The 23,235-nt window shown below is 60.8% G+C and carries 26 protein-coding genes and 1 pseudogene; 9 read left to right on the top strand and 18 right to left on the bottom strand.

The window, feature by feature from the left end; all coding sequences use genetic code 11:
* The gene (locus ACA054_RS23565) at positions 1 to 228 is read left to right on the top strand and encodes an MbtH family protein (RefSeq protein ID WP_128608950.1); all 228 of its coding nucleotides are present in this window, start codon (positions 1 to 3) and stop codon (positions 226 to 228) included.
* Positions 229 to 521: 293 nt separating this feature from the next.
* Here ACA054_RS23565 and ACA054_RS23560 read toward each other — a convergent pair whose 3' ends face one another.
* The 9 genes from ACA054_RS23560 to ACA054_RS23520 form a co-directional block, all read right to left on the bottom strand.
* A complete protein-coding gene (locus tag ACA054_RS23560; RefSeq protein ID WP_497686405.1) occupies positions 522 to 1,424 on the bottom strand; it encodes a metal ABC transporter substrate-binding protein in 903 nt (300 codons plus the stop codon).
* On the bottom strand, positions 1,425 to 2,324 hold the full coding sequence (locus tag ACA054_RS23555; RefSeq protein WP_497686404.1) for a metal ABC transporter permease: 900 nt from the start codon (positions 2,322 to 2,324) through the stop codon (positions 1,425 to 1,427).
* On the bottom strand, positions 2,324 to 3,169 hold the full coding sequence (locus tag ACA054_RS23550; protein WP_497686403.1) for a metal ABC transporter ATP-binding protein: 846 nt from the start codon (positions 3,167 to 3,169) through the stop codon (positions 2,324 to 2,326). Before ACA054_RS23550 ends, ACA054_RS23555 begins: the two co-directional genes overlap by 1 nt.
* The gene (locus ACA054_RS23545; protein WP_497686402.1) at positions 3,166 to 4,092 is read right to left on the bottom strand and encodes a metal ABC transporter substrate-binding protein; all 927 of its coding nucleotides are present in this window, start codon (positions 4,090 to 4,092) and stop codon (positions 3,166 to 3,168) included. Before ACA054_RS23545 ends, ACA054_RS23550 begins: the two co-directional genes overlap by 4 nt.
* 35 nt (positions 4,093 to 4,127) lie before the next feature.
* Positions 4,128 to 4,700, bottom strand: coding sequence for a DUF6162 family protein (locus tag ACA054_RS23540; RefSeq protein ID WP_497686401.1), 573 nt, complete (start codon positions 4,698 to 4,700; stop codon positions 4,128 to 4,130).
* Positions 4,697 to 5,026, bottom strand: coding sequence for a hypothetical protein (locus ACA054_RS23535; RefSeq protein WP_497686400.1), 330 nt, complete (start codon positions 5,024 to 5,026; stop codon positions 4,697 to 4,699). Before ACA054_RS23535 ends, ACA054_RS23540 begins: the two co-directional genes overlap by 4 nt.
* Positions 5,023 to 5,565: a PA2404 family protein gene (locus tag ACA054_RS23530; protein WP_497686399.1), complete on the bottom strand. Its 543-nt coding sequence runs from the start codon at positions 5,563 to 5,565 to the stop codon at positions 5,023 to 5,025. The genes ACA054_RS23535 and ACA054_RS23530 overlap by 4 nt, the downstream gene beginning before the upstream one ends.
* A complete protein-coding gene (locus tag ACA054_RS23525; protein WP_497686398.1) occupies positions 5,562 to 6,761 on the bottom strand; it encodes a PepSY-associated TM helix domain-containing protein in 1,200 nt (399 codons plus the stop codon). The genes ACA054_RS23530 and ACA054_RS23525 overlap by 4 nt, the downstream gene beginning before the upstream one ends.
* 295 nt (positions 6,762 to 7,056) lie before the next feature.
* On the bottom strand, positions 7,057 to 7,515 hold the full coding sequence (locus ACA054_RS23520; RefSeq protein WP_497686397.1) for a VOC family protein: 459 nt from the start codon (positions 7,513 to 7,515) through the stop codon (positions 7,057 to 7,059).
* Positions 7,516 to 7,840: 325 nt separating this feature from the next.
* On the opposite strand from ACA054_RS23520, the gene ACA054_RS23515 reads away from it, so the two are divergent.
* The 3 genes from ACA054_RS23515 (at position 7,841) to ACA054_RS23505 (ending at position 10,572) form a co-directional block, all read left to right on the top strand.
* Positions 7,841 to 9,055: an SfnB family sulfur acquisition oxidoreductase gene (locus ACA054_RS23515; RefSeq protein WP_497686396.1), complete on the top strand. Its 1,215-nt coding sequence runs from the start codon at positions 7,841 to 7,843 to the stop codon at positions 9,053 to 9,055.
* Between the two features lie 2 nt (positions 9,056 to 9,057).
* The gene (locus ACA054_RS23510; RefSeq protein ID WP_497686395.1) at positions 9,058 to 9,723 is read left to right on the top strand and encodes a methionine ABC transporter permease; all 666 of its coding nucleotides are present in this window, start codon (positions 9,058 to 9,060) and stop codon (positions 9,721 to 9,723) included.
* Between the two features lie 78 nt (positions 9,724 to 9,801).
* Positions 9,802 to 10,572, top strand: a complete 771-nt coding sequence (locus ACA054_RS23505; RefSeq protein ID WP_497686394.1) for a MetQ/NlpA family ABC transporter substrate-binding protein — start codon at positions 9,802 to 9,804, stop codon at positions 10,570 to 10,572.
* A gap of 127 nt (positions 10,573 to 10,699) precedes the next feature.
* Here ACA054_RS23505 and ACA054_RS23500 read toward each other — a convergent pair.
* The 5 genes and pseudogenes from ACA054_RS23500 to msuE all read right to left on the bottom strand — a co-directional run.
* Positions 10,700 to 10,882 (bottom strand): annotated as a pseudogene (locus tag ACA054_RS23500) (MerR family transcriptional regulator); the annotation flags it as partial.
* Positions 10,883 to 10,958: 76 nt separating this feature from the next.
* Positions 10,959 to 12,062 carry a sigma-54 interaction domain-containing protein gene (locus ACA054_RS23495; RefSeq protein WP_497686393.1) on the bottom strand — a complete coding sequence of 368 codons (1,104 nt, stop codon included), beginning with the start codon at positions 12,060 to 12,062 and terminating at the stop codon, positions 10,959 to 10,961.
* A gap of 24 nt (positions 12,063 to 12,086) precedes the next feature.
* Positions 12,087 to 13,274 carry an acyl-CoA dehydrogenase family protein gene (locus ACA054_RS23490; protein WP_497686392.1) on the bottom strand — a complete coding sequence of 396 codons (1,188 nt, stop codon included), beginning with the start codon at positions 13,272 to 13,274 and terminating at the stop codon, positions 12,087 to 12,089.
* Positions 13,275 to 13,404: 130 nt separating this feature from the next.
* Entirely contained in the window at positions 13,405 to 14,544 is a 1,140-nt protein-coding gene (ssuD, locus tag ACA054_RS23485; protein ID WP_497686391.1) for an FMNH2-dependent alkanesulfonate monooxygenase, read from the bottom strand.
* Positions 14,545 to 14,554: 10 nt separating this feature from the next.
* Entirely contained in the window at positions 14,555 to 15,118 is a 564-nt protein-coding gene (gene msuE / locus ACA054_RS23480) for an FMN reductase (protein ID WP_497686390.1), read from the bottom strand.
* 390 nt (positions 15,119 to 15,508) lie between these two features.
* Here msuE and ACA054_RS23475 point away from each other — a divergent pair, with 390 nt between their 5' ends.
* The 4 genes from ACA054_RS23475 to ACA054_RS23460 all read left to right on the top strand — a co-directional run bounded on the left by ACA054_RS23475 (position 15,509) and on the right by ACA054_RS23460 (position 19,731).
* Positions 15,509 to 15,778, top strand: coding sequence for a hypothetical protein (locus ACA054_RS23475; protein WP_497635874.1), 270 nt, complete (start codon positions 15,509 to 15,511; stop codon positions 15,776 to 15,778).
* 101 nt (positions 15,779 to 15,879) lie between these two features.
* Entirely contained in the window at positions 15,880 to 16,494 is a 615-nt protein-coding gene (locus ACA054_RS23470; protein WP_497686389.1) for a LysE family translocator, read from the top strand.
* A 206-nt stretch (positions 16,495 to 16,700) separates the two neighbouring features.
* Complete coding sequence (locus tag ACA054_RS23465; protein ID WP_497686388.1) at positions 16,701 to 17,858, top strand: aminotransferase class V-fold PLP-dependent enzyme; 1,158 nt, start codon at positions 16,701 to 16,703, stop codon at positions 17,856 to 17,858.
* A 64-nt stretch (positions 17,859 to 17,922) separates the two neighbouring features.
* The gene (locus ACA054_RS23460) at positions 17,923 to 19,731 is read left to right on the top strand and encodes an aminopeptidase P family protein (RefSeq protein ID WP_497686387.1); all 1,809 of its coding nucleotides are present in this window, start codon (positions 17,923 to 17,925) and stop codon (positions 19,729 to 19,731) included.
* Between the two features lie 63 nt (positions 19,732 to 19,794).
* Here ACA054_RS23460 and ACA054_RS23455 read toward each other — a convergent pair whose 3' ends face one another.
* Positions 19,795 to 20,385, bottom strand: a complete 591-nt coding sequence (locus tag ACA054_RS23455; protein WP_497686386.1) for a 2-hydroxychromene-2-carboxylate isomerase — start codon at positions 20,383 to 20,385, stop codon at positions 19,795 to 19,797.
* A gap of 36 nt (positions 20,386 to 20,421) precedes the next feature.
* Complete coding sequence (locus ACA054_RS23450) at positions 20,422 to 21,150, bottom strand: SDR family oxidoreductase (RefSeq protein WP_497686385.1); 729 nt, start codon at positions 21,148 to 21,150, stop codon at positions 20,422 to 20,424.
* A 93-nt stretch (positions 21,151 to 21,243) separates the two neighbouring features.
* Between ACA054_RS23450 and ACA054_RS23445 the strand changes: the two genes are divergently transcribed.
* A complete protein-coding gene (locus ACA054_RS23445; RefSeq protein WP_497686384.1) occupies positions 21,244 to 21,804 on the top strand; it encodes a TetR/AcrR family transcriptional regulator in 561 nt (186 codons plus the stop codon).
* Positions 21,805 to 21,819: 15 nt separating this feature from the next.
* Here the strand turns inward: ACA054_RS23445 and ACA054_RS23440 are convergent, their stop codons facing one another.
* Both ACA054_RS23440 and rhtA read right to left on the bottom strand, forming a co-directional pair.
* Complete coding sequence (locus ACA054_RS23440; protein ID WP_497686383.1) at positions 21,820 to 22,101, bottom strand: hypothetical protein; 282 nt, start codon at positions 22,099 to 22,101, stop codon at positions 21,820 to 21,822.
* 169 nt (positions 22,102 to 22,270) lie between these two features.
* Positions 22,271 to 23,158: a threonine/homoserine exporter RhtA gene (gene rhtA, locus ACA054_RS23435; RefSeq protein WP_497686382.1), complete on the bottom strand. Its 888-nt coding sequence runs from the start codon at positions 23,156 to 23,158 to the stop codon at positions 22,271 to 22,273.
* Positions 23,159 to 23,235 lie beyond the last annotated feature (77 nt).

Below are 23,235 nucleotides of genomic sequence, written 5' to 3'. Positions count from 1 at the left end.
ATGACGTCAGTATTCGACCGTGAGGACATCCTCTTTCAGGTCGTGGTCAACCATGAAGAGCAATACTCGATCTGGCCCGACTACAAAGCCGTGCCTGAGGGGTGGCGTACCGTGGGCAAAAGCGGGCTGAAAAAGGAATGCCTGGCCTACATTGAAGAGACCTGGACCGATATGCGTCCGCTGAGTCTGCGCCAGAAGATGGACGAGCAGGCGGCTGTGGCGCACTGAGTCAGCGCCTGAAAAAAAGCCCGCTGAACCGGAAAGGTCAGCGGGCTTTTTCATTCCTGTATTCGTCGGTATATCTGCCACACCGCATAATCGTGTTCGCCTGTAGGAGCGAGGCTTGCCCGCGAACCGGGCGCTGCGGTGTATCTGTTGTACCTCGTTATCGTTCTTCGCCGGCAAGCCTGGCTCCTACAGGCGAACCAGACACCGCGGTGTATCTGTTGAACCGCGTCATCGTTCTTCGCCGGCGAGCCTGGCTCCTACGGGGGAAGAACGATAAAGCGGTGTGTCTGGCGCTACGCGCCGCTCAATCCCTTGATCACCAGATCCACATCTCCCTCCAGCTCGGCCACCGGATCAGCGGCGTCGACACTCAACACCACCAACCGACTCCCGGCCTCGGCAATTACCGCTTTCACCGCGTCCGAGGGCTGCCGGTGATGCAACACCACCGCCACATCATTGTCCTTGAGCGTCGCAGTCAATGTCTTCAGTGCCTCAGGCGTCCATTCGGCATCCGGTCGCGCATCAAGGCCGATCAACTCCAGATTGAGCCCACCGATCAGGTAGCCAAAATGATCGCTGAGGCTCATCACGCTGAGGTTGTCAGCGGTGGCAAGGCGCGCTTCGCTGTCGGCGCTGAGTTTGAGCAAACGCTGTTTCAGCGTCGCCAGGTTCGCCTCGATCGCAGGCTTGGCCCCAGGCGCCAGGCGTACCAGGTCCGCCGCCATCACGTCGGCCATGCGTCCCATATTATTGCTGGCCAGCCAGGGTTGACTGTTCAAGCCATCGACCTTGTTGCTGGGCTGCACGGCAATACCGGGCAGGGCGCCATCCACCGGACGGGCGGCATCGACTTCGATGATGCGGATGTTGCTGCGCCGGGAGATCGGGTACAGCGGATCGTCCGGCCACAGCGAGCGCAAACCGATCACCGCATCGGCGTCCGTCGCCAGTTTGGCCAGCGCCGGAGCGCCACGGCCGGTGAAGTAGGCGGTCTGGCGACTGCCGGGCAGGTTGGCTGGCGCTGCGCGCTCAAGGCTGACATCGGTGCCTTTGAGCAGCACTTCGCCCAAACCGTAGGTGATTGGCAGTGAAGCCAGCACCCGCAGTGGTTTGCTGCTCTCAGCGCCGAAGGATGTCGTGGCCAGCCCGCACAGGGCGAGCGCCAGGGTCAGTTGTCGCAGAGAAAAAGACATTTATCCAAGGTTCCCTTTGAGGCTGGGGACGACGCCGCGCGCGATGGCGGCCAGGGCGAAGGCGATACCGGCCACCAGGATGATCGCGGCACCGGACGGGATCGGCAGGTCAAATACAATCGGCCCGAGAATCCCGCACAGCGTGCTCACCGTGGCGATCAGCACCGAGCACCAGAAGAAGCCCTTCAGTGACTGGCTGAGCAAGCGCGCCGCCGCGGCCGGTATCACCAACAGCGCACCGACCAGGATGGCGCCGATGACTTTCACGGCGGCGACGGTGATCAGCGTCACCAGAATCACGAACAGATAATCCAGGGACTTCACCGCCACCCCGCGCACCGCCGCCAATTGCGGGTTGAAGCTGGCGAGCATGATGCGGTTGTACAGCGGCAAGGCCAGGGCCATGACCAGCGAACCGACGATGGCCAGCACCAGCAGGTCATTGCCGTTGACCGTCAGCACTGAACCGAACAGCACGTTTTCGAGTATGTGTACGTTGATCTTGCCCGCCAGGATCAGCAGCAGACTGGCGCCCAGCGCCAACGACACCGACAGAAACACACCGATCAACGTATCCGGCGCCAGACCCGTTCGGTTGCGCAGGTAGTTGAGCAAAATTCCGAACAACAGGCAGTAGCCGAACAGGCTACCGTAAGGCCCGGTGTAGGGTTCGCCCAGCAGGATGCCGATGGCCACGCCGGTCAGCGCCGCGTGACCCACCGCTTCGGAGAAAAACGCGAAGCGCTTGACCACCACCAAGGTTCCCAAACCGCCCAGCACCGGTCCGATCAACAGGCCGGCGAGCAAGGCGTTGACGACAAATCCATAGGCCAGCGCCTCAGGCAGGTAACCCGACGAGGCCCAGCCCTGGACCATCAAACGAAAGGCTTCGTAACTCATCAGGCAGCGCTCCGTGGATGGGTCGAAAACAAGGTCAGCAGGCGATCCGGGGTCAACGCCTGTTGCGGCGTGGCGTCGAACAGCACTCGGCGGTTCAGCCCGGTGACGTGATCGGCCAAGCGGCCGACCGCTTCCAGATCGTGCTCGATCCACAGCACGGTGATGCCCGCTGCGCGCCAGTCGCCCAGCAAGCGTTCGAACACCCGGATGCCGGCTTCATCGAGGGCCGACATCGGTTCGTCGAGCACCAGCAATTGCGGCGCCGGAATCAGCCCTTGGGCCAAAAGCACCCGCTGGCGCTCGCCACCCGACAGCGCGCCCATGCGGCGCTTGCGCTTGTCCTGCATGCCGACCCGCTCCAGCGCGTCACCAATTGCCTTCGCGTAGTGCTTGCTCAAACCGAGGAACGCCGGGCGCCGCTGGCACATCGCGGCCATGAAATCGTCGACGGTCATTGGCAGGCCGCGATCGAATTCCAGCGCCTGGGGCACGTAACCGATCGTCCCCGGTTCGCCCGGCCATTGCAGGCTCAAGCGGCCCTGGTGCGGCATCTGCCCGAGCAGGGTCTTGATCAACGAACTTTTGCCGCCACCGTTGGGGCCGACCAGCGCATGCACGCTGCCGGGGCGGACTTGAAAAGTGACTTTGTCGAGGATCGTCGTGCGACCGAGGGTCAGGCCGACTTGAGCAAAATCCAGGGTCGGCCCCGAAACCTGTAGGAGTGAGCCTGCTCGCGATTGCGGTGTGTCATTCGATGATGATGTCGCCTGACTGGACGTCTTCGCGAGCAAGCTCGCTCCCTCAGGGGATTCTGCATCGGCCAGGATGGTTTCTTTCGATGTCATGCACCAGACTCCTGAATCGCCCGCACCACGGTATTGAGGTTGCCGGTCATTTCCTTTTCGTATTTGTCGGCGGTGTATTCGCCGTAGGAGATATGCGACAGCGGGTACAGCTTCACCCCGGATTCGCGCTGGATGGTGTCGACGTAGGTGGAGGGGAAATCCATCTCCGAGAAGATCACTTTGACGTCCAGCTCACGCAGTTGGTCGATGGTCTTTTTCAGCTGGCTCGGGCTGGGTTCGATGCCGTGGGCCGGTTCGACCACCGCCGTCACTTCCAGGCCGAATTCGCGCAGCAGGTAATCGTAGGCGGCGTGAACTGTGGCCACGCGCAATTCGGCGTTCGGCGCCTCGGTCAATTTGGCCAGGGCGTCGGCGCGCATCTTGCGCAGGCGCTTGCCGTAGGCACGGGCGTTCTCGGTGTAGGTCTTGGCGTTGGCCGGGTCGAGTTTTCCCAGTTCGCGGGCAATGTTGTTGACCTGGGCAATCGAGGCGCTGATCGACAGGAAGGTGTGCGGGTTGACCACTTTGCCTGCACCCCGCGCGGCGACGCCGGTGGCGGCCAACAGCGGCACGTTTTCGTTGGCCTCGATCACCGGCACGTTCGGCGTTTCACTGGCAGCGATCATGCGGTCGGCAAAATCGTCATGGCCGACGCCGTTGAGCACGATCACGTCGAGCCCGCTGATGCGCTTGATGTCCTCGGCCCGTGGCTCGTAGGCGTGGGGGTTGAAGCCGGCCGGAATCAGCGGCACCACCTCGGCCTTGTCGCCGACAATGTTGGCCACGTAGCTGTAATACGGGTGCAGGGTGATGCCGATGCGCAGGCGCTTGGCCTCATCGGCACTGGCCAGGGGTGTCAGCAGGCAGGCCAGCAGGCCGACCAGTGACAGGCGCAGGAAAGAGCGTAGCGATGAAATAGGCATGGGAAAGCGGTCTTCTCTCGGATGAAGGCGAGGGTTCAGTGCCGGTGCTGGCGGGTTACGCCGGCATCGAATTGCGCGACGATCTGCTGCCAGCCGGCGCCTTCGAGCGTGGCATCGCTGAGGTCGACAGGGGCCTTGAGGTCGGTGGCGCGGTTGAGCCAGATGTCCGGGGCGTCGTCGTCAGCGCTCAGGCGCATCAGGAACGAGCCGGCCACGGTGACGCTCTGGCTGTGTCCGAAGTACGCCTTGGCGTCGAGCAACTGCCAGGCATGGCCACCTCGGCTGACTGAACTGGCGTCCTGGGCAAAGGGTGCAAAGCCTTCATCGGCGAGGGTTTCAGGTGTCGGCAGGCTGTGTTGTTCCTGGCCCAATAAGTGAATCTCATCCAGCGTCACGCGCAAATCGGCGTAGATACCTTGTTCGGAGGCGCTCAGATCGCGACGGGCATCCAGTTGATGGCTGTTGACGCTGCTCACTTGCTGCGACTCGCCGCGCCAGGCGACCACCGAACCGGCCACCGCCAGGATCATCAGGCACAACAGCAAGACGTAGAGGGTTTCATGGCCGGCACCGGCCGGGCGGACGATTTGCGTGGTTGGCGTACTCATGGGCTTTCGATGTCCGCCTGGTCGATCTCGACCACATGGCCAGGCCCTGCGTCGAACAGCACATAGAACTCGGCCCCGGGCTTCTTGAAGGTCAAGGTCGAGTCGGCCCCGAGCTTGCCCGGCACCAGAATGGTTTCGTCGTAGCCGATCACGTCCAGGGTAACGCCCGGTGCACCACTGCCGTCGGAAAAACCGCCGGTGCACTGGATCTGCTCAGCGTCGATGGCCTTGCATTCGCACATCGGGTTGTGGGCCAGGGCGCTGGCGCTGAAACTGGCGCAGAGCACCAGTAACGCGGCGCTCAAAGGGCGGGTAAGGTTGATCATGGTTTGCCTCCTTGGGTGGACAGCCAGGCGAGGGTGGCGGGGGAGGCCTGGCTCAGAGGAATGGATGCCTGATGCATGGAGCCGTCCCAGCCTTCCATGGTGATCCACAGTTCGGCGTCGGCTTTGGTTTTTTCCGGGACCGGCAGCATGGCGCCCATGCGGTAGGGCGTGCTAAAGAAAATCACCCCGGCGGCGCGCAGGCTGCGTGGCTTGCCGATGCGCAGGTAAGTCGCCTTGACCTGCTCGCGGCAGCTGTCACACAGCGCGGCATTGAAGCTCTTCATGTAGCCGGCCGGACCATCGGGCCGTGGTGCTTCGTTACGAAGTTCGGCCAGGCGCAGGCTCCAGGGGCCGACCTGGACTTCGCCGATTTCCCGCTCCCCCAGGCCCGTGTCACCGCGAAACAGCGCGGCATCGGCGAAGTACTTGGGCATGAAACCTAGCGGCACCAGCAACAGCAAAACGTTGATGTGGAAACGCCATTTGTGCCAGAAGCGGCTCAGCGTCGAACGGGGTGCTTGAGTGGCGACCTGGCTCATTGGCTGACCTCCGTGGTTTCACCGCTGCTGGCCGTAACAGGCTCGTTGCGTGGGCGTTTGTTGCTGCGCTTGAGCGCGTTGGCCGTGGCCAGGGCGGTACGCTTGGTCCAGATCAACAGGCCGCTGAGCACCATCATGCTCAACAGCAGGCCGAAGAAGCACCAGATCAGCTTGATCCAGATACCGCCGAAATCACCGGTGTGCAGCGGACGCATGGACTCGGTCACGAACTCCAGGCCCGAGCGGTCCGACAGCAGGCGCGTGGCGGCGACTTCGCCGGTGTACGGGTTGATGTCGGCGGTCTGGAACATCAGCGGATACCAACTGCGCCCGCCCACCGACAGGTAGCTGTAGGCATTGGCCGGCATACTGACAAAGCTCTCGTCGAGCCCCGGGATACGCTCCTTGGCCTCGCGGATCGCCGCCTCCAGGCTGATCATCGGTGTGGGCGATCCATCGGTGGTGAGCGGCACGTTTTCACGCGGGACCACGGCAGCCACCGGCGCGGTCGAGATGGAAATCTGGTTATCGAACATGAACGCTTCGATCAGGAACCAGGTGCTGGTGACGGAAATCACCGCGATGAACCAGATCGACCAGATGCCGCTGAGACGGTGGAAGTCTCCCCAGAAAATACGTGCGCCATGGCGAATGCGCAGGGTTGGCCGGAAAAAGCCTTTCCAGAAGCGCTTGTACACCACCAGCCCGGTCACCAGGGAGGCCAGCATCGGCAGGCTGAGGAACGACACCAGGTACCAACCCCAGCTGTAGCCGTTGGTGAACGGCACCAGCCACCAGCCATGCAGGGCACGCGTGAACGCCTGGAAGTTGAATTGCGGAGCGGGGCCCTGAATGGCACCGGTGTAAGGGTTGACGTACACCGTCAACGCACGCCCGTCGGGGTAGGTGACGCCGACGTCCAGCGCGAAATGCGATTCGTCGGGGCGGCTGATGCTGTCGACGATGATGTCGGGTTCGGCTTGCTTGATCGCGGCGACGATCTGGTCGTAATTGAGCCGCGGCGCATCGTCCGCCGGCTGGCTGGCGCGCATTTGCGGATTAGCCAGCCAGACGATCTCCTGGCTGACCACCGCCAGCGTGCCGGTCACACAGACGATCAGCACGAAAAACCAGATCGGCAGTGCCAGCCAGCTATGGACCAGGAACCAGATTTTTGAATGGGATTTCTTCGACATGATTAAGGGTCTTATATCGATGAAAAGGCCTCTGCTACGGGCTTCGCAGCGATGAGGCCAATGGAAGGTCCGGTCGTGGCTTTTGCCTACGCGACAGGACTGCATCTATATAGGACGGATGAGCACCCGAAATCCCGAAGGGTGATATGAAAGAAAATGTTTCGTGTTCACGGTAGGCGCTGTAGGAGCGAGGCTTTCCCGCGAAGAACGATAACGCGGTACAACAGATACACCGCGGGGTCTCGTTCGCCGGCAAGCCTGGCTCCTACAGAATTCAACACGATTACACGGTGTGTCACCCTTGCTGAAACATCTCCTTCGCCCGTTGCTCGATCTGCTCCTGAGTCAGATCCTCTTTGCGCGAGGCCAGAAACCACATGTGCCCATAGGGATCCTTCAAGGTCCCGGAACGGTCGCCGTAAAACTGATCCTTGACCTCGGAAACGACGATGCCGCCAGCATCGATCGCCTGTTTGTAGGACTTGTCCACATCGGTCACGTACAAATGCAGGCCCACCGACGGCGAGTTGTCCGGATTGCTCAGCGGCCCTTGATCGCACGGAGTGCCGAGCATGATAGGGCAATCGCCAATTCGCAGTTCGGCGTGGCCGATGCCGCCGTCGGGCATGGCCAGGCGCATGACCTCGATGGCGCCGAAGGCTTTTTTGTAGAAATCGATGGCTTCGGCGGCTTTTTGAATGCCCAGGTACGGGGTGATGCTGTGATAACCCTCTGGAATGGGTTTAACGCTCATGATGGTTCTCCCTTTTCTTGTTGTGGATTGAAGATCGCTCTCCAGCCGACCAAGTGTAGGAGCTGCCGGAGGCTGCGATCTTTTGTTTTGATCTTCAGCATGTTTCAAGTTCACAAAAAGATCGTCCGAACGCGGCCCGAACCTGCGGCAGCTCCTACAAGGTTCATCGGCAATGTTCGGCTATCAACAGTGAAGCAACAGATTGCTGGTCTTCCTCATACAAACTCCCTCGAAAACACCCTGAAACCCCTTTAAACATTAGCCCACGCCGTCAGGCACAGAAGCTGCACTGACCTTCGATAAACACTGGTATCGAGAGTCTTGTATGTCCCAATCTGCCGTTTATCCGATCAACCCGCCGGCCGCCCACCGGATCGCCGACGAAGCCGAAGCGCTGCAAGTGGCTGAACAGGTCGCCGCGATCCTGCTGGAGCAGGATGCGGAACGCGACCGCACTCGCCAGGTGCCCGCCGAGATCGTCGATCTATATTCCAACAGTGGCCTGTGGGGCATCAGCGTGCCCAAGGAATTCGGCGGCGCCCAAGTGTCCTACGCGGTGTTGGCGCAGGTCATCGCGATCATTTCGGCGGCCGATCCGTCCCTGGGGCAGATCCCGCAAAACCACTATTGCCTGCTCGAAGACATCCGCTTGCAAGGCACCCGGGAGCAGCAGGCGCATTTCTTCGGCCTGGCCCTGCAAGGCCACCGGTTTGCCAATGCCTTGTCGGAAACCGGCGGCAAAAACGTGCAGGACATTCAGGCGACCATCCGCCGTTACGGCGACGGTCATGTGATCAATGGACGCAAGGGTTACTGCACCGGGTCGCTGTATGCCCACTGGCTGGCGGTGCTGGCGCTGGATGAAGAGCAGAAGGGCCAGTTGGCCTTCGTCGAACGCGGCACACCGGGCCTGGTGATTGTCGACGACTGGGACAGCATCGGTCAGCGCACCACCTCCAGCGGCACTGTTTTGGCCGAGGATCTGCACGTCGCGGCGTTCAACCTGTTCCCGACGTATCGCTCCTACGAAAACCCGACCCTGGCCGGCCCGTTCGCCCAGTTGACCACCGCCGCCATCGATGCCGGCATCGCCCGTGCGGCCCTGCGCGACACCATCGCGTTCGTCCGCCAATCCGCCCGGGCATGGATCGACGCGGGTGTGGAAAAAGCCAGCGAAGATCCCCTGACCATCATTCAGGTCGGGGGCCTCGAGATTCGACTGGAAGCCGCCGAAGCCTTGCTGGAACGGGCCGGTCGTGCACTGGATGCCGCGCGTCCAGCACCTGATGAAGACAACGTTGCCCGTGCGTCCCTGGCCGTTGCCAAGGCCAAGGTGCTGACCACTGAAATCGCCATTGAAGCGACCAACAAACTGTTCGAACTCGGTGGCACCCGCTCGACCCTGAAAAAACACAACTTCGATCGCCACTGGCGCAACGCCCGGGTTCACACCCTGCACGACCCGGTGCGCTGGAAGTACCACGTGGTCGGCAACTGGCTGCTCAATGGCGTGAAACCGCCACGTCATGACTGGTCGTGACCATGGCCGAATTGTTCAAGAACATTTATTGGGCCGATATCGGCCAGGCCTGCCTCGACACCTTGAGCATGCTCGGCGCGGCCCTCGGTTTTACCGTGCTGTTGGGATTGCCGCTGGGGGTACTGCTGTTCCTCACCGGCAAGCGCCAACTGCATGAAGCCGTCGGCGTCTACCGGGTGCTGTCGATGATCGTGAACATGCTGCGTTCGCTGCCGTTCATCATCTTGCTGATTGTGCTGATCCCCCTGACGACCCTGTTGGTGGGCACTTCGCTGGGGGTGCCGGGGACCATTCCACCGCTGGTGGTCGGTTGCACGCCGTTCTTCGCGCGACTGGTGGAAACCGCGCTGCGCGAAGTCGATCGCGGGGTGGTGGAGGCCACCCAGGCCATGGGCGCCAACACTTGGCAAATCATTCGCTACACCTTGTTGCCGGAGGCTCGGGGAGGGCTGTTGGCGGCGGTCACGGTCACCGCGATCGTGCTGGTCGATTACACGGCAATGGCCGGGGTGATCGGCGGTGGCGGTCTGGGCGACCTGGCAATCCGCTACGGCTACCAGCGTTTCCAGACCGATGTGATGGTGGTCACCGTGGTGCTGTTGTTGATCCTGGTCCAGGCCCTGCAAATGAGCGGCGACCGATTGGTGGCGCGTTACAGCCACCGTTGACGATTCAAATCAAAAACCTGAAACCCGGCCCCACGTCCGCCCCACGACGGCCATTGAAAATCTGCATTGGAGCACAGCATGAAAAAACCCCTGGCCATACTGGCTGCCTTAATCTCGTTGAGCGCTCACGCCAACGAAAAGCTTACCGTCGGCGCCACCCCGGTGCCGCACGCGGAAATCCTCGAATTCGTCAAACCGACGCTGGCCAAGGAAGGCGTGGACCTGGACATCAAGGTGTTCACCGATTTCATCCAGCCCAACCAGCAGCTGGCGCTGAAGAATCTCGACGCCAACTATTACCAGTACCGGCCGTTTCTCGAGGACTACAACAAGACCCGTCACACCGACCTGGTGCCGGTGGTGGGCGTGCACATCGAGCCATTCGGTGCTTATTCGACCAGGATCAAAAACATCGTCGAGCTCAAGAACGGTGCCACCGTTTCAATCCCCAACGATCCGGTCAACACCGGCCGAGCCCTGGTGCTCTTGCACGAAGCGGGTCTGATCAAGCTCAAGGACCCGAGCAACACGCTGGCGACCCAACGGGACATCGTCGAAAACCCCAAGCACCTGAAAATCCGTGAACTCGAAGGCGCTTTGCTGGCGCGTTCGGTGAGTCAGGTCGACCTGGCGTTCGTCTTCGCCAACTACGCCCTGGAGGCAGGGATCGATACCAACAGTGCCTTGATCGTGGAGAAGGGCAAGAGCCTGTACATCGAGTTCCTGGTGGCACGGCCGGACAACATCAACGATCCGGGCCTGCAGAAACTGGCTAAGGCGTTGAACTCCGATGAGGTGCGGCAGTTCATTTTGACCCGTTACAAAGGCCAGATCGCGCCGGGGTTCTAAGCGAATGCGTTGTGGCGAGGGGATTTAGCGAAACGTCGCACCGCCCCGTTGGGCCGCGAAGCGGCCCTAAAAAAAGGGCCTGCTGCGCAGTCCAACGGGGATAAATCCCCTCGCCACAGGTATGTAATCAACTCGGGTCCAGCAGCTGCGCCCCCGACCCTTGCTCCCCCAACACATCACCAAAATTACGCAACGGACATGCCTCCATCGACAAACATCCGCAACCAATGCAGCCATTCAACTTGTCCCGCAACAACGTCAGCTGATTGATCCGCTCATCCAGATCGCGACTCCACTGCGCCGACAACAGCATCACCTTCGGCTCGTTCCGGGTGCTGCAGCCTGGAACGCAGCCAAGACCACGCGTTGCACTGCAATCTGGTGGGTTAGATCGATAGCTGCATCAAGCGCTCGCCCTGAATGTTTTCCGTTGGCCGGCGTTTGTTGACCGCCAGTTCACCGATCTTGATCAGGCGCGTGCGGGTCACGTTGCGGCTCAGCCCCAGCAGGGCGGCGGTGTGCACCTGGTTGTAGTGGGCAAAACGATAGGCCGCCCGCATCAAGGCGTCTTCGACTTTCTCATGCAGCGCGCCGGCCTGTTGTTCGAAGAGCTTCTGGAAGGCCCGGTCGAGCAGGGCTTCGGCGCAGTCGTCGACCTGGGTGTGATAGTCGTCCTGACGCTCGATGCGCATGTTCGACAGGCGCAGGTCATCGCGTTCGATCACGCCGTTGCGGCAAATCAGCAGGGTGTGGTGAATCACGTTTTCCAGTTCGCGGATATTGCCCGGCCAACTGTAGCTGCGCAGTTTCAGTTCGGCCTCTTTGCTGATGGTGATGGTGCCGTAACCCAGGCGCTGGCTGTAGGCGTTGATGAAGTGACGAGTCAGCGGCAGGATGTCGCCCGGGCGGTCGCGCAGCGGGCTCAATTCCAGGCTGACGACGTCGAGCCGGTAATACAGGTCTTCGCGAAAGTGCCCGGCGTTGATGGCCTTTTCCAGTTGCACGTTGGTGGCCGCGAGCACGCGCACATCGATGGGAATGCTCTTGCGCGAACCCAGGCGCACCACTTCGCGCTCCTGCAGCACGCGCAATAACTTGACCTGGATAGCCATCGGCAAATCGCCGATTTCATCGAGGAACAAGGTGCCCCCGTCGGCTTCCTCGAACCAGCCGGCCTTGGCACTCAGGGCGCCGGTGAACGCACCTTTTTCATGACCGAACAATTCGGCTTCGACCAGGGATTCGGAGAACGCACCACAGTTCACTGCCACGAATGGCCGGTTGCGCCGGGCGCCGAGGTTGTGGATATGTCGCGCCACCAACTCTTTGCCGGTGCCGGTTTCACCAATGATCAGCACACTGGCATCACTGGGTGCGACTTGTTGCAGATGCGCCAGCAAGGCCTGGGATTTCGGGTCTTCGAAGACCTGCGCCGTGGCGCGGATCGACGTGGCCAGAGCGGGCGAGGGCGGTAAGGTCAGCAGTTGCATGGGGCACGCTCCTTGATGGGCAAGCTATGAATAGAAAGTCGGAATCGGCAGGGCCTGGTTCAGCGCCCAGTCACCCAGTTCCTGGAGTTTGTAATCCACCGGGTCGTGCAGGGTTTGCGTGCGCAAGTTGCGCCAGTGACGGTCCAGGCGCAGCGAGGCATGGGTCGAACGCGCGCCGGTCACTTCGAACAGGCGGCTGCACAGCTCCAGGCCATTGCGCGTTGCCGCGACCTTGGCCGTGGCGATGGCGGTGGCGAGATGCCCGCGTTCTTCGGCGCTGAGGTTCGGGCCTTTGGCCCAGGCCTTGTCGAGCAACTCGGCGGCACGTTCCACCAGCAGCCGTACACCTTCGAGGGCCACCCAGAATTCGCCGTAGTGACCGAGCACATAAGGGTCCTGGCGCACCTCCTTGGCAGTGGATTTATGCCACGGCCGGGTTTCGGTCAGCGTGTATTGCCGCGCCTCTTCGAAGGCGCCTTCGGCGATGCCGAGGAACATATGAGTGAACGTGAGCTGGGCGATCAGCGGGCGCAGACAGGCGAAGGGTGTACTCAACGGACCCGGATCGAGCAGCAGTTCCGACTCTTCGACCCGCACCCGTTCGAAGGTGGCGCTGCCACTGTCGGTCTGGCGCTGACCGATGTTGTTCCAGTCGTTGTGCAGGGTGATGCCGCTGCGACCGCTGGGAATGGCGGCGATCAACAGCTTGCCGCCGGCGTTTTCGTCCACCGCCGAGGCGATCAGCATTTCTGAATCGCTGGCGCCGGAGCAGAAACTTTTCTTGCCGGAAAACTCACGCCAGCCGCCAAGGTTTTTCACCACGGTGCGAGTGTCCAGCGGGTTGAGGGCATTGCCCCAGAACCAGTTCTTGCGTGCGGTTTGTTCAAACCACGGCTGCCATTGCTCGGGCCGGGCGAACAGGCGCACGGTGGCGAGCATCAGGTGATGGAAACCGAAAACATGGGCAATCGAACTGTCGACCTTGGCGAACTCACGGACGATGGTCAGGGTTTCGCTCCAGTGGGCGCCGAGGCCGCCGAACTGGGTGGGAATACTTAATGCGAGCAGGCCACTGTGGCGCAGGGCATCACGCTCGGCCTTGGGCGTACCGCCGCGTTCGTCGCGCTCGACGGCGGTCAAGGCAAACTCGGCGGCCAATTGGCGGGCGGTCTGCAACGGGGGTATCAGGGCGCTTTGCGGTTTGGCAGTCACGCTGTTTTCCTTCTTGAATTTCACTCTGCCCCCGTAGGAGCCAGGCTTGCCGGCGAAGAACGATAACGCGGTGCATCTGATGCACAGAGTCGTATGGTTCGCCGGCAAGCCTGGCTCCTACAGGGGTGCGTCAGGCTTTGGCGGGCAACACATCGTTGGCGATCATTTCGCCAAACGGCCCGGTAAGATTGGTGACTCCGCGCCCAGCCAAGCTGGCATACGGCTCGGGCAACAGCGGGAACACCAGTTCCGCAAAGCGATAGGCCTCTTCGAGGTGCGGGTATCCGGAGAAGATGAAACTCTCGATTCCCAGGTCCGCATACTCCTTGATCCGCGCCGCCACCTGCTGCGGATCGCCCACCAGCGCCGTCCCGGCACCGCCGCGCACCAGCCCGACACCGGCCCACAGGTTGGGCGAGATCTCCAGGTTGTCGCGACGCCCATCATGCAGTGCAGCCATGCGCCGCTGACCTTCCGAGTCGAAGCGCGAGAACGATTTCTGCGCGGCTGCAATGGTTTCGTCGCTGATGTGTTCGATCAATTTGTCAGCAGCTTTCCACGCTTTTTCGGCAGTTTCGCGCACGATCACGTGCAAGCGAATCCCGAACTTCACCGTGCGTCCGTTGCGTGCGGCACGCTCGCGGACATCGGCGAGTTTTTGTGCCACGGCAGCCGGTGGCTCGCCCCAGGTCAGGTAGACATCGACCTGTTCGGCCGCCAGGTCATGGGCGGCATCGGAGGAGCCGCCGAAGTACAGCGGCGGATAAGGTTTCTGCACCGGCGGATACAGCGCCTTGGCATTCTGCACCCGCAGGTGTTTACCTTCGAAATCCACCGATTCGCCTTGCAGCACCCGGCGCCAGATCTTGAGGAATTCGTCAGTGACTTCGTAGCGTTCGCTGTGATCGAGGAAACTGCCGTCGCCACGGTTTTCATCCGGGTCGCCGCCGGTCACGACGTTGATCAGCAAACGACCACCGGACAGTCGATCCAGGGTCGCGGCCATGCGCGCCGACACGGTCGGCGAGATGATCCCGGGCCGAATGGCCACCAGATACCGCAAGCGTTCGGTCAGCGGCACCAGCGCCGAGGCGATCACCCACGAGTCTTCGCAGGAGCGCCCGGTCGGGATCAACACACCGTGGTAACCGAGGCTGTCCGCAGCTTGGGCCACCTGTTTCAGATAATTGAGTGTTACCGGGCGTGCGCCTTGAGTGGTGCCCAGGTAATGACCGTCGCCGTGGGTCGGCAGAAACCAGAAAACTTCCATGAACAAATCCTTAAGCGATTTTCAGCAGATTGTTGAGGTGCACGCCGAACAACGGCGCCGCGCGTTCTGCAGCAAGACGAATGCGCGCCTTCAAGGGCTCACTGGTTATTTGGTAATTGGAGAAGTCGGCTTCGGTGGCGTAGACGCCAATCGGCAGGGTCAGGGCCTGGAAGAAACTGAACAGGGGGCGCAGTTGATGATCGAGCACCAGCGCGTGACGGTCGCTGCCACCGGTGGCGGCCAGCAGAACCGGTGTGTCGATCAGCGCATTCAGGTCGATCAGATCGAACAGGTGCTTGAGCAGACCCGGGTAGGAACCGCGATAAACCGGCGCGGCGACGATCAACAAGTCGGCGTTTTCGATCGCTTGCAGTTCGGCTTCGATGTCGGCACTCAGTTCCTGACGGGACAGCGCCGCGCCCAGTGGCCGGGCAATATCACCCAGTTCGATCAGCTTGCTGTCGATCGGCAGTTGCTCGGCCAATTGCGCCAAAATTGCTTGGGTCAGCACCAGCGTGCGCGAAGGACGCCAGGTACCACCGGAGAGGGCAACGACTTTCAATGGACGCGACATGATCAGTTCCTTTTCAAACAGTTGCTCAGCGAGCAGTGAGTAGTCACCGGGTTGAGCAAAAGCTGTACCAATCCCTTGAGGTCCCGGATTACCGGGCTTTCAGCGCCTTGAGCAGGACCACGCTGTTGATTTTCAGGGGCTGTATGTTGAATGACTGTTGCCTGGCAAACAGTTGCATGGGCAACAGTGGATGCAGTTGTTATAAGGGTTGTCTGTTATTCCTCAAAATACAATAAAACGATATTTATAGATCGTTAGGAAATATGTGAGGGCTGCAAGGGCTGCATTAGAAAAACCCGATAGCGACTATCGAGAGCGTTGATTTCTGCTCGGGCAAAGGCGCGAGTAGCCTGTGTTCATTGCCCCGAACCCGATGCCAGGACGCCGAAGATGAAACCTCTAATCGCCACTTTCTTGCTGCTCGCGGTCTCTGTACTTGCCGGATGTGCCAGCCATGTTTCCCCGGAATTGCGGCCCTACACCGCTGAAGAAACCCGGGAGCTGGCGCTGGAAGCACTGAATCGCCGCAGCTTGTCCTTCGACGAATACCACGCGAAAAAAGCCGAATTGCTCGGCGAGCCACAAAAAGCCGTTGGCTTCGACAAGCAGGGCGAAATGAACGCCGAGCGAGCTGTACAGCTGCACGGTCGCCAGAGCTGAGCCAAAACTGTACTGCTCGAACTTTCGCCTAACTGTCCGTGGGTTTCCCTGAGAGTTCGCGATAGGGTCAATACCTGACTGACCCCGATGGACTGCCACCCATGACACTCTCACTCGATCTGCTGCTGGGCTTTGCCCTGTTTGCCCTCGTCACCTCGATCACACCCGGTCCGAACAACACCATGTTGCTGGCATCCGGGGTGAACTTCGGCTTTCAGCGGACCATCCCCCACATGCTGGGCATCACCTGCGGATTCTTCGTGCTGGTCGTGGCAGTGGGCTTAGGGTTGGGCGCGGTGTTCCAGGCTTATCCTGTGCTCTACACCGTACTGCGCTACGTCGGTGCGGCGTACTTGCTGTATCTGGCGTGGAAAATCGCCCATTCCGGTCCCGTCTCGGACACTGAGAAAGGCGAGGCCAAGCCGATCAGCTACCTGGGCGCCGCCGCGTTCCAGTGGGTCAATCCCAAGGCCTGGATCATGGCCATCGGTGCTATCAGCACCTACACACCGATGCAGGGCTATTTCACCAATGTGATTGTGATTGCCGCGGTTTTCGCCCTGATCAACCTGCCGAGCGTCGGTGTCTGGGCCGCCTGCGGCACGCTGTTGCGCAACGTTCTCAAGGACCGGCGCTGGTTGCGCCTGTTCAACTGGGGCATGGCCGCGCTGCTGGTGGCGTCGCTGTATCCGATATTGCTCGATAGCTTTAGCTGACGCATTGCTTCAACCGCTTGCCCGATGCCTGTTAAGCTGGCTTTTCAGGAGCGTTCCGACGCACTTTTAAATGAAGTTGTACTTCTTTAACGGCATCCGATCAGGTATTGGTAACCTTCTGAAAACCGCACGCAGCTCATAAGGCTGCGTTTCGCCGTTTGCAGTCATGAGCCTCCTGATCCCGGAACACGCTCTGCGAGTCTTTTATGAATAAACGTCCGCTGTATTTCGACTACGCCGCCACCACGCCGGTGGATGAGCGAGTCATCAAGATCATGGTCGAGTGCCTGGGCTTTGACGGTAACTTCGGCAATCCGGCCTCCAGCTCCCACGCATTCGGCCAACAGGCCCGGCAATCGGTCGAGCAGGCGCGGCGCCAGGTCGCCGAACTGGTCGGCGCCACGCCTGAACAGATCGTCTGGACTTCGGGTGCCACCGAATCCAACAACCTCGCACTCAAGGGTGTTGCCCAGGCACGCGGCTCGGCCTGCGGCCACATCATCACCAGCCAGATCGAACACAAGGCCATCCTCGACACCGCGAAGCAGTTGCAGGACAGCGGCGTGGCGGTGACGTACCTGGTGCCAGACGCCGATGGCCTGATCACCGCGCAAATGGTCAGCGAAGCCATGCGCGAGGACACCTTCCTGGTGTCGTTGATGCTGGTCAACAATGAACTTGGCACGGTCAACGACATCCCGGCCATCGGCCAGGTGGTGCGCGAGCGCAATGCGTTGTTTCATGTCGACGCGGCGCAAGGCGCGGGCAAGGTGGCGATCGACCTGGCGCAGTCGCCGGTGGACCTGATGTCCTTCTCGGCGCACAAGCTCTATGGCCCCAAAGGCATCGGCGCGCTGTATGTCGGCCCGCGTGCGCACCAGCGCTTGCTGGCGCAGATCCACGGCGGCGGTCATGAAGGCGGCCTGCGCTCCGGCACCCTGGCGACTCACCAGATTGCCGCGATGGGCGCGGCCTTTGCCCTGGCGGCGGCTTTGTTCGATGAAGAAAAAGCCTTGATCGTGCATCTGCGCGAACGCCTGCTTGGGCAATTGCTGAGCATTCCCGGTGTACGGCTCAATGGCAGCGTGACTCAACGCATCCCGCATACGTTGAGCCTGACCTTCAGTGAAGGCGAGTTCAACTCGGCGGCATTGCTCGCCTCGATGGCGTTTTCCGCGACCTCGGCCTGTAATTCCGCCAGCAATGCGCCATCCCATGTGTTGCTGGCCCTGGGGCATGATGCCCGCACGGCGAGTCGCACCATTCGCTTGAGCCTGGGGCGTTTCACCACCGAACAGGATATCGATCAAGCGGTACAGCTGATTAAAACCGCCTGCGCCAGTGCTCCGTCATTCTGGCAATAGGGCAACAAAGCGCCGACTTCGATCGGCACTGAACAATAATGACAAGTGGTTAGCAGGAGTCACGATGAATACGCAGTTTACGATCACCGGGTCAGTGCCCCAGCGCCTGGCGCAAACCCGCGAGCTGATGAGCCGGGAGGGCATCCATGCCTTGCTGGTGCCGTCGGCCGATCCCCACCTGTCCGAATATTTGCCGGGTTACTGGCAAGGGCGTCAATGGTTGTCGGGCTTCCACGGTTCGGTCGGCACCCTGATCGTTACCGCGGATTTCGCCGGCGTCTGGGCCGACAGCCGTTACTGGGAACAAGCGAGCAAGGAACTCAACGGCAGTGGCATCGAGCTGGTCAAGCTGCAACCGGGACAACCCGGGCCGCTGGACTGGTTGGCTGAGCAAACCCCACGAGGCGGCGTGGTCGCGGTCGATGGCGCGGTGATGGCCGTGGCTTCCGCACGCACGCTGGGCAGCAAGCTGGAGGAGCGGGGCGCACGCCTGCGCACCGACATCGACCTGTTGAGCGAAGTCTGGACCGACCGCCCGATCCTGCCGAACGAACCGATCTATCAGCACTTGCCGCCACAAGCCACCGTCAGCCGTGGCGAAAAACTCGCCAAGCTGCGCGAAACCCTGCAGGCACGTGGTGCCGACTGGCATTTCATCGCCACCCTGGATGACATCGCCTGGCTGTTCAACCTGCGCGGCGGCGATGTGTCGTTCAATCCGGTGTTCGTTTCTTTCGCCTTGATCAGCCAGCAGCAGGCGACGCTGTTCGTCGCGTTGAGCAAGGTCGATGCGCAGCTGCGTGCGGTCCTGGAACAGGACGGCGTGACCTTGCGCGATTACAGCGAAGTGGCTGACGCCCTGCGCGCCGTGCCGACAGGGGCGAGCTTGCTGGTCGATCCGGCGCGGGTAACGGCGGGCTTGCTGGATAACCTCGATAGCGGTGTCAAACTGCTCGAAGGCCTGAATCCGACCACCCTGGCCAAGTCCCAGAAGAGCCTGGCGGACGCCGAACACATCCGCCAGGCCATGGAGCAGGACGGCGCAGCGCTGTGCGAATTCTTCACCTGGCTCGAATCGGCCTGGGGCCGTGAGCGCATTACCGAACTGACCATCGACGAAAAACTGACCGCGGCGCGTGAACGCCGGCCGGGTTACGTGTCGCTTAGCTTCAACACCATTGCCGCATTCAACGCCAACGGCGCCATGCCCCATTACCACGCCACCGAAGAAGAGCACGCGGTGATCGAAGGTGACGGCTTGTTGCTGATCGATTCCGGCGGTCAGTATCTGGGTGGCACCACCGACATCACGCGGATGGTCGCGGTCGGCACGCCGACGCCAGAACAGAAGCGCGATTGCACCCGCGTCCTCAAAGGCGTGATCGCCCTGTCCCGAGCGCAATTCCCCAAAGGAATCCTGTCGCCACTGCTGGACGCCATTGCCCGGGCCCCAATCTGGGCCGAAAGCGTCGACTATGGTCACGGCACCGGTCACGGCGTCGGTTACTTCCTCAACGTTCACGAAGGCCCGCAGGTCATTGCCTACCAGGCCGCACCCGCGCCGCAAACCGCCATGCTGCCAGGCATGATCACCTCGATCGAACCAGGCACTTACCGTCCAGGCCGCTGGGGTGTGCGCATCGAGAACCTGGCGATGAACCGCGAGGCAGGCAGCAGCGAATTTGGCGAATTCCTCAAGTTCGAAACCCTGACCCTGTGCCCGATCGACACGCGCTGCCTGGAAACCTCACTGCTGAGCGAAGAGGAAAAGCACTGGTTCAACGCTTACCACGCCGAAGTGCGCGAGCGTGTGAGCCCGTTGCTCGACGGCGCTGCGCTGGAGTGGTTGAACACGCGTACTGCGGCTATTTGACCGGATGTAGCCCGGGCGCTGTTTCCAGCGCCCGGCTCATGTTGTCGACCTGGTCCTCGGGTTTTAACTCAGGGCTTCGATGACAAAGTCCAGTCGATCCTGGCCGAAGAACAGCTGATCACCGACAAACATGCTCGGTGCACCGAATACACCGCGTTGCACCGCTTTTTCGGTGGCTTCCTTGAGGGCGGTTTTAACCTCTTCCTCGGCGCTCAGGGCCAGGATTTCTTCCGGGTCGAAACCGTTTTCGCTCAGTACTGCCCCGACAGTCGCCGGATCATTGAGGTTGCGACCTTCGATCCAAAGTGCCTTGAACAGGCAATCGATGAACGCGGCAAAGCGCTCAGGGTGACGCAACTGCATGCCTGTTACGGCACGCATGAGTACTAGTGTGTTGATCGGGAAGTGCGGGTTGATTTTCAATGGCACACCGTAGCGTTTGGCGTACCGATCCAGGTCGATGAACATGTAACGGCCCTTGGCAGGGATGGTCGCCGGGGAGGCGTTGCCGGTGGCTTTGAATACGCCGCCGAGCAGGATTGGCACATAGGTCAGCTGGCTGTCGGTCTGCTCACAGATCTTCGGCAGCTGGGTGTATGCCAGATAGGTGGCGGGGCTGCCCAGGTCGAAATAGAACTCCACGGTTTTGCTCATGGTCGATGCACTCTTTTTGTTGTTGTAGGGGGGGGATTACCAGCGTTCGCTCCAGGGGCGCAGGTCCAGCTCGAAGGTCCAGGCGTCGCGGGGCTGGCTGTGCAGGTACCAATAGTTCTCGGCGATGTGCTCTGGGTTGAGAATGCCGTCCTGGTCCTTGGTTGCGTACTTCTCGGGGAAGCTTTCACGGATGAAATCGGTATCGATGGCGCCGTCGACCACGACGTGGGCGACATGAATATTCATTGGCCCCAGTTCCCGAGCCATGCTTTGTGCCAGCGCACGGATCCCGTGCTTGGCGCCGGCAAACGCGGCAAAACCAGCAGCACCGCGCAAGCCGGCGGTGGCGCCGGTGAACAGGATAGTGCCCCGTTGCCGCTTGGCCATGCGCTTGGCCACTTCCCGGCCATTGAGAAAGCCTGAGAAACAGGCCATTTCCCAGATCTTGAAATACTTGCGGGCGGTTTCTTCGAGAATGCTGCAAGGCACGTTGGCGCCGATGTTGAACACGAACGCCTCGATCGGGCCGATGTCGCTTTCGATTTGCTCGACCAGTGCAACCACATCGTCTTCTTTGCGGGCATCGCAGGCGAAGCCGTGGGCTTCACCGCCGCCGGCCCTGATGGCATCGACCAGAGGCTGGAGTTTGTCCGCGCTGCGACGGGTCACACAGGCAACGTACCCCTCCTGTGCAAACCGTTTGGCAATAGCGCCACCCGTGGCATCTCCCGCACCGACAACCAGTACGACCTTCTTGTTATTCATTGCCTGGACCCCTTTAGTAAACGATCGTTAACTAAACGAACGTTATGCTACGATTCGACAGGCGTCAAGATGATCGAACGTGAGGGAAGGGCAATGCGTTATTCAGCCAATCACAAGCTGGAAACCCGAGAGAAACTGCTGCAAAGCAGCGCGGTGTCGGCCAAGCAATCCGGTTTTTCCACGATGGGTGTCGACGGTTTGATGAAAGCCATCGGCTTGAGTGGTGGGGCGTTCTACAGTCACTTCGCGTCGAAGGACGAGTTGTTCGCTTCCATTGTCGAGCGTGAGCTACGTCAAAGCCTGGAGCGGTTGGGGGCTGATCAGGATCGCGACAAATTCGAGCGTTGCCTGAAGCTCTACTTGAGTATGTCCCACGTCGAGCACCCGGAAACCGGTTGTGCATTACCGGCATTGGGAGCGGAGATTGCACGCTCCGATCTTCTGATTCGACAGCAGGCGGAGCACTGGATCTGCCAGCTTCAGGAGAGTTGGGCGCGGGTGCTGGAGAGCGACAGCCTGGCCTGGGCGATTCTGTCGCAATGCATCGGTGCATTGGTGGTGGCCCGAATGCTGGTCACGCCGGATCTGCAGCGCAGGGTGCTGAATTCCAGCCATGAGGAGATTGGCCGTCAGCTGGCAGGCCCGAGGGCCTGACAGAATGGCTTCATATTATTTGCAGATAACGATCATGCTGCGGCTGGTGTAGCCAGCGGGGTTGAGTCCGAACGGATAATCACCCGGTTCTTCCACGGCGTCGCCGGATTTGGCGATGACCTTGTAGTTCTTGGGGGCGCACGAGTTGGCGGCGCTGGCGTAGCACTGTTCCCATGAGGACGACAACCCCGAACAGTTGATGTGGATGCCTTTCTTGCCGTGTTTGGTCTGGGGTTTGGAGGTCGCCGCGCAGCCCGCAACTGCAAGAACGGCGATCAGTATCAAAATTCGTTTCATTGCTATCCTTGTAGCGTTCCCGGATCTATCGCCCGGTCTGGCAGTATTCGCTTACGCATGAAGCGTTTTGAGGTCCCTGTCCTGAAAAAGTCCATTTCTGGAACTGGGTTGCGGGGCTAAACATGGCCTAAATGAGCGGCAAATACCAGAGTCTGTGCAAATCGGGCCGTCAATCGGCTGCAACGGCGGGCTTGGCGGCGCTGCCCATGGTCATTGTGGCACCCACGGAAGCCAGGATGATGCACAGGATGGCCATCCACTGTGACAAAGACAGGTACTCCTGCAGGAACAACAGACCGGACAAGGCGCCCACCGCCGGCTCGATGCTCATCAATGTGCCGAAGGTCCTGGCCGGCATGCGGGTGAGGGCGACCATTTCCAGCGTATAGGGGAGGGCCGTGGACAGCACGGCAACACCAATGGCGATCGGAATCAAGGATGGGGTCAGCAGCGCCGCACCCGCATGAACAATGCCGATCGGGGCGACGAACAGTGCGGCAATCACGACGCCCAGCGCGGCGGTCTGTATACCGTTGTCGGCACCGGCCTTTTGCCCGAAAAGAATGTACAGCGCCCAGCAGACACCAGCACCCAATGCGTAACCGGCCCCCAGCAGATCAATGCCTTGCGCCGTTGCGCCCGTTGGAATCAATAGCAGCAAGCCGACAGCGGCCAGGGCAATCCACAAAAAGTCGATGGCGCGGCGTGAGGCATAGATGGCAACGGCCAATGGCCCGGTGAACTCCAGCGCGACCGCGATACCCAGGGGAACCGTGCGCAGGGACATATAGAAGAGGAAGTTCATGCCGCCCAGTGCCATGCCATAGACAATGACGGTGCGCAGTGATTTTGCGGTGAGCTTCGCCCGCCATGGGCGCAGCAATAACACCATAATCACGCTGGCAACGGTCAATCGCAGGGTGGTGGTTCCCTGGGCGCCGATGATAGGAAACATGCTTTTGGCCAGCGAGGCTCCCGACTGGATCGATGCCATGGCTATTAATAGCAGGCCGACCGAAAACAGGGTCGAGGCAAGGCTGCGAGGCTGATCATTCATAGGGAGGCACCGTCCGAGGTATGGAGCTTGAGTGTTGTTCTTGGTATTGGGCAATATACTGCGCAATCGGTGCGGGC

The sequence above is a fragment of the Pseudomonas sp. LBUM1653 genome, from assembly GCF_059716115.1.
Note: the sequence above shows the minus strand (reverse complement) of the source record. Positions and strands in the feature narration are given on the sequence as shown.

Coding starts and splice junctions, on each gene's coding strand:
- ACA054_RS23565 (WP_128608950.1), top strand. CDS start 1: ATGACGTCAGTATTCGACCGTGAGGACATCCTCTTTCAGGTCGTGGTC.
- ACA054_RS23560 (WP_497686405.1), bottom strand. CDS start 1,424: ATGTCTTTTTCTCTGCGACAACTGACCCTGGCGCTCGCCCTGTGCGGG.
- ACA054_RS23555 (WP_497686404.1), bottom strand. CDS start 2,324: ATGAGTTACGAAGCCTTTCGTTTGATGGTCCAGGGCTGGGCCTCGTCG.
- ACA054_RS23550 (WP_497686403.1), bottom strand. CDS start 3,169: ATGACATCGAAAGAAACCATCCTGGCCGATGCAGAATCCCCTGAGGGA.
- ACA054_RS23545 (WP_497686402.1), bottom strand. CDS start 4,092: ATGCCTATTTCATCGCTACGCTCTTTCCTGCGCCTGTCACTGGTCGGC.
- ACA054_RS23540 (WP_497686401.1), bottom strand. CDS start 4,700: ATGAGTACGCCAACCACGCAAATCGTCCGCCCGGCCGGTGCCGGCCAT.
- ACA054_RS23535 (WP_497686400.1), bottom strand. CDS start 5,026: ATGATCAACCTTACCCGCCCTTTGAGCGCCGCGTTACTGGTGCTCTGC.
- ACA054_RS23530 (WP_497686399.1), bottom strand. CDS start 5,565: ATGAGCCAGGTCGCCACTCAAGCACCCCGTTCGACGCTGAGCCGCTTC.
- ACA054_RS23525 (WP_497686398.1), bottom strand. CDS start 6,761: ATGTCGAAGAAATCCCATTCAAAAATCTGGTTCCTGGTCCATAGCTGG.
- ACA054_RS23520 (WP_497686397.1), bottom strand. CDS start 7,515: ATGAGCGTTAAACCCATTCCAGAGGGTTATCACAGCATCACCCCGTAC.
- ACA054_RS23515 (WP_497686396.1), top strand. CDS start 7,841: ATGTCCCAATCTGCCGTTTATCCGATCAACCCGCCGGCCGCCCACCGG.
- ACA054_RS23510 (WP_497686395.1), top strand. CDS start 9,058: ATGGCCGAATTGTTCAAGAACATTTATTGGGCCGATATCGGCCAGGCC.
- ACA054_RS23505 (WP_497686394.1), top strand. CDS start 9,802: ATGAAAAAACCCCTGGCCATACTGGCTGCCTTAATCTCGTTGAGCGCT.
- ACA054_RS23495 (WP_497686393.1), bottom strand. CDS start 12,062: ATGCAACTGCTGACCTTACCGCCCTCGCCCGCTCTGGCCACGTCGATC.
- ssuD (WP_497686391.1), bottom strand. CDS start 14,544: ATGGAAGTTTTCTGGTTTCTGCCGACCCACGGCGACGGTCATTACCTG.
- msuE (WP_497686390.1), bottom strand. CDS start 15,118: ATGTCGCGTCCATTGAAAGTCGTTGCCCTCTCCGGTGGTACCTGGCGT.
- ACA054_RS23475 (WP_497635874.1), top strand. CDS start 15,509: ATGAAACCTCTAATCGCCACTTTCTTGCTGCTCGCGGTCTCTGTACTT.
- ACA054_RS23470 (WP_497686389.1), top strand. CDS start 15,880: ATGACACTCTCACTCGATCTGCTGCTGGGCTTTGCCCTGTTTGCCCTC.
- ACA054_RS23465 (WP_497686388.1), top strand. CDS start 16,701: ATGAATAAACGTCCGCTGTATTTCGACTACGCCGCCACCACGCCGGTG.
- ACA054_RS23460 (WP_497686387.1), top strand. CDS start 17,923: ATGAATACGCAGTTTACGATCACCGGGTCAGTGCCCCAGCGCCTGGCG.
- ACA054_RS23455 (WP_497686386.1), bottom strand. CDS start 20,385: ATGAGCAAAACCGTGGAGTTCTATTTCGACCTGGGCAGCCCCGCCACC.
- ACA054_RS23450 (WP_497686385.1), bottom strand. CDS start 21,150: ATGAATAACAAGAAGGTCGTACTGGTTGTCGGTGCGGGAGATGCCACG.
- ACA054_RS23445 (WP_497686384.1), top strand. CDS start 21,244: ATGCGTTATTCAGCCAATCACAAGCTGGAAACCCGAGAGAAACTGCTG.
- ACA054_RS23440 (WP_497686383.1), bottom strand. CDS start 22,101: ATGAAACGAATTTTGATACTGATCGCCGTTCTTGCAGTTGCGGGCTGC.
- rhtA (WP_497686382.1), bottom strand. CDS start 23,158: ATGAATGATCAGCCTCGCAGCCTTGCCTCGACCCTGTTTTCGGTCGGC.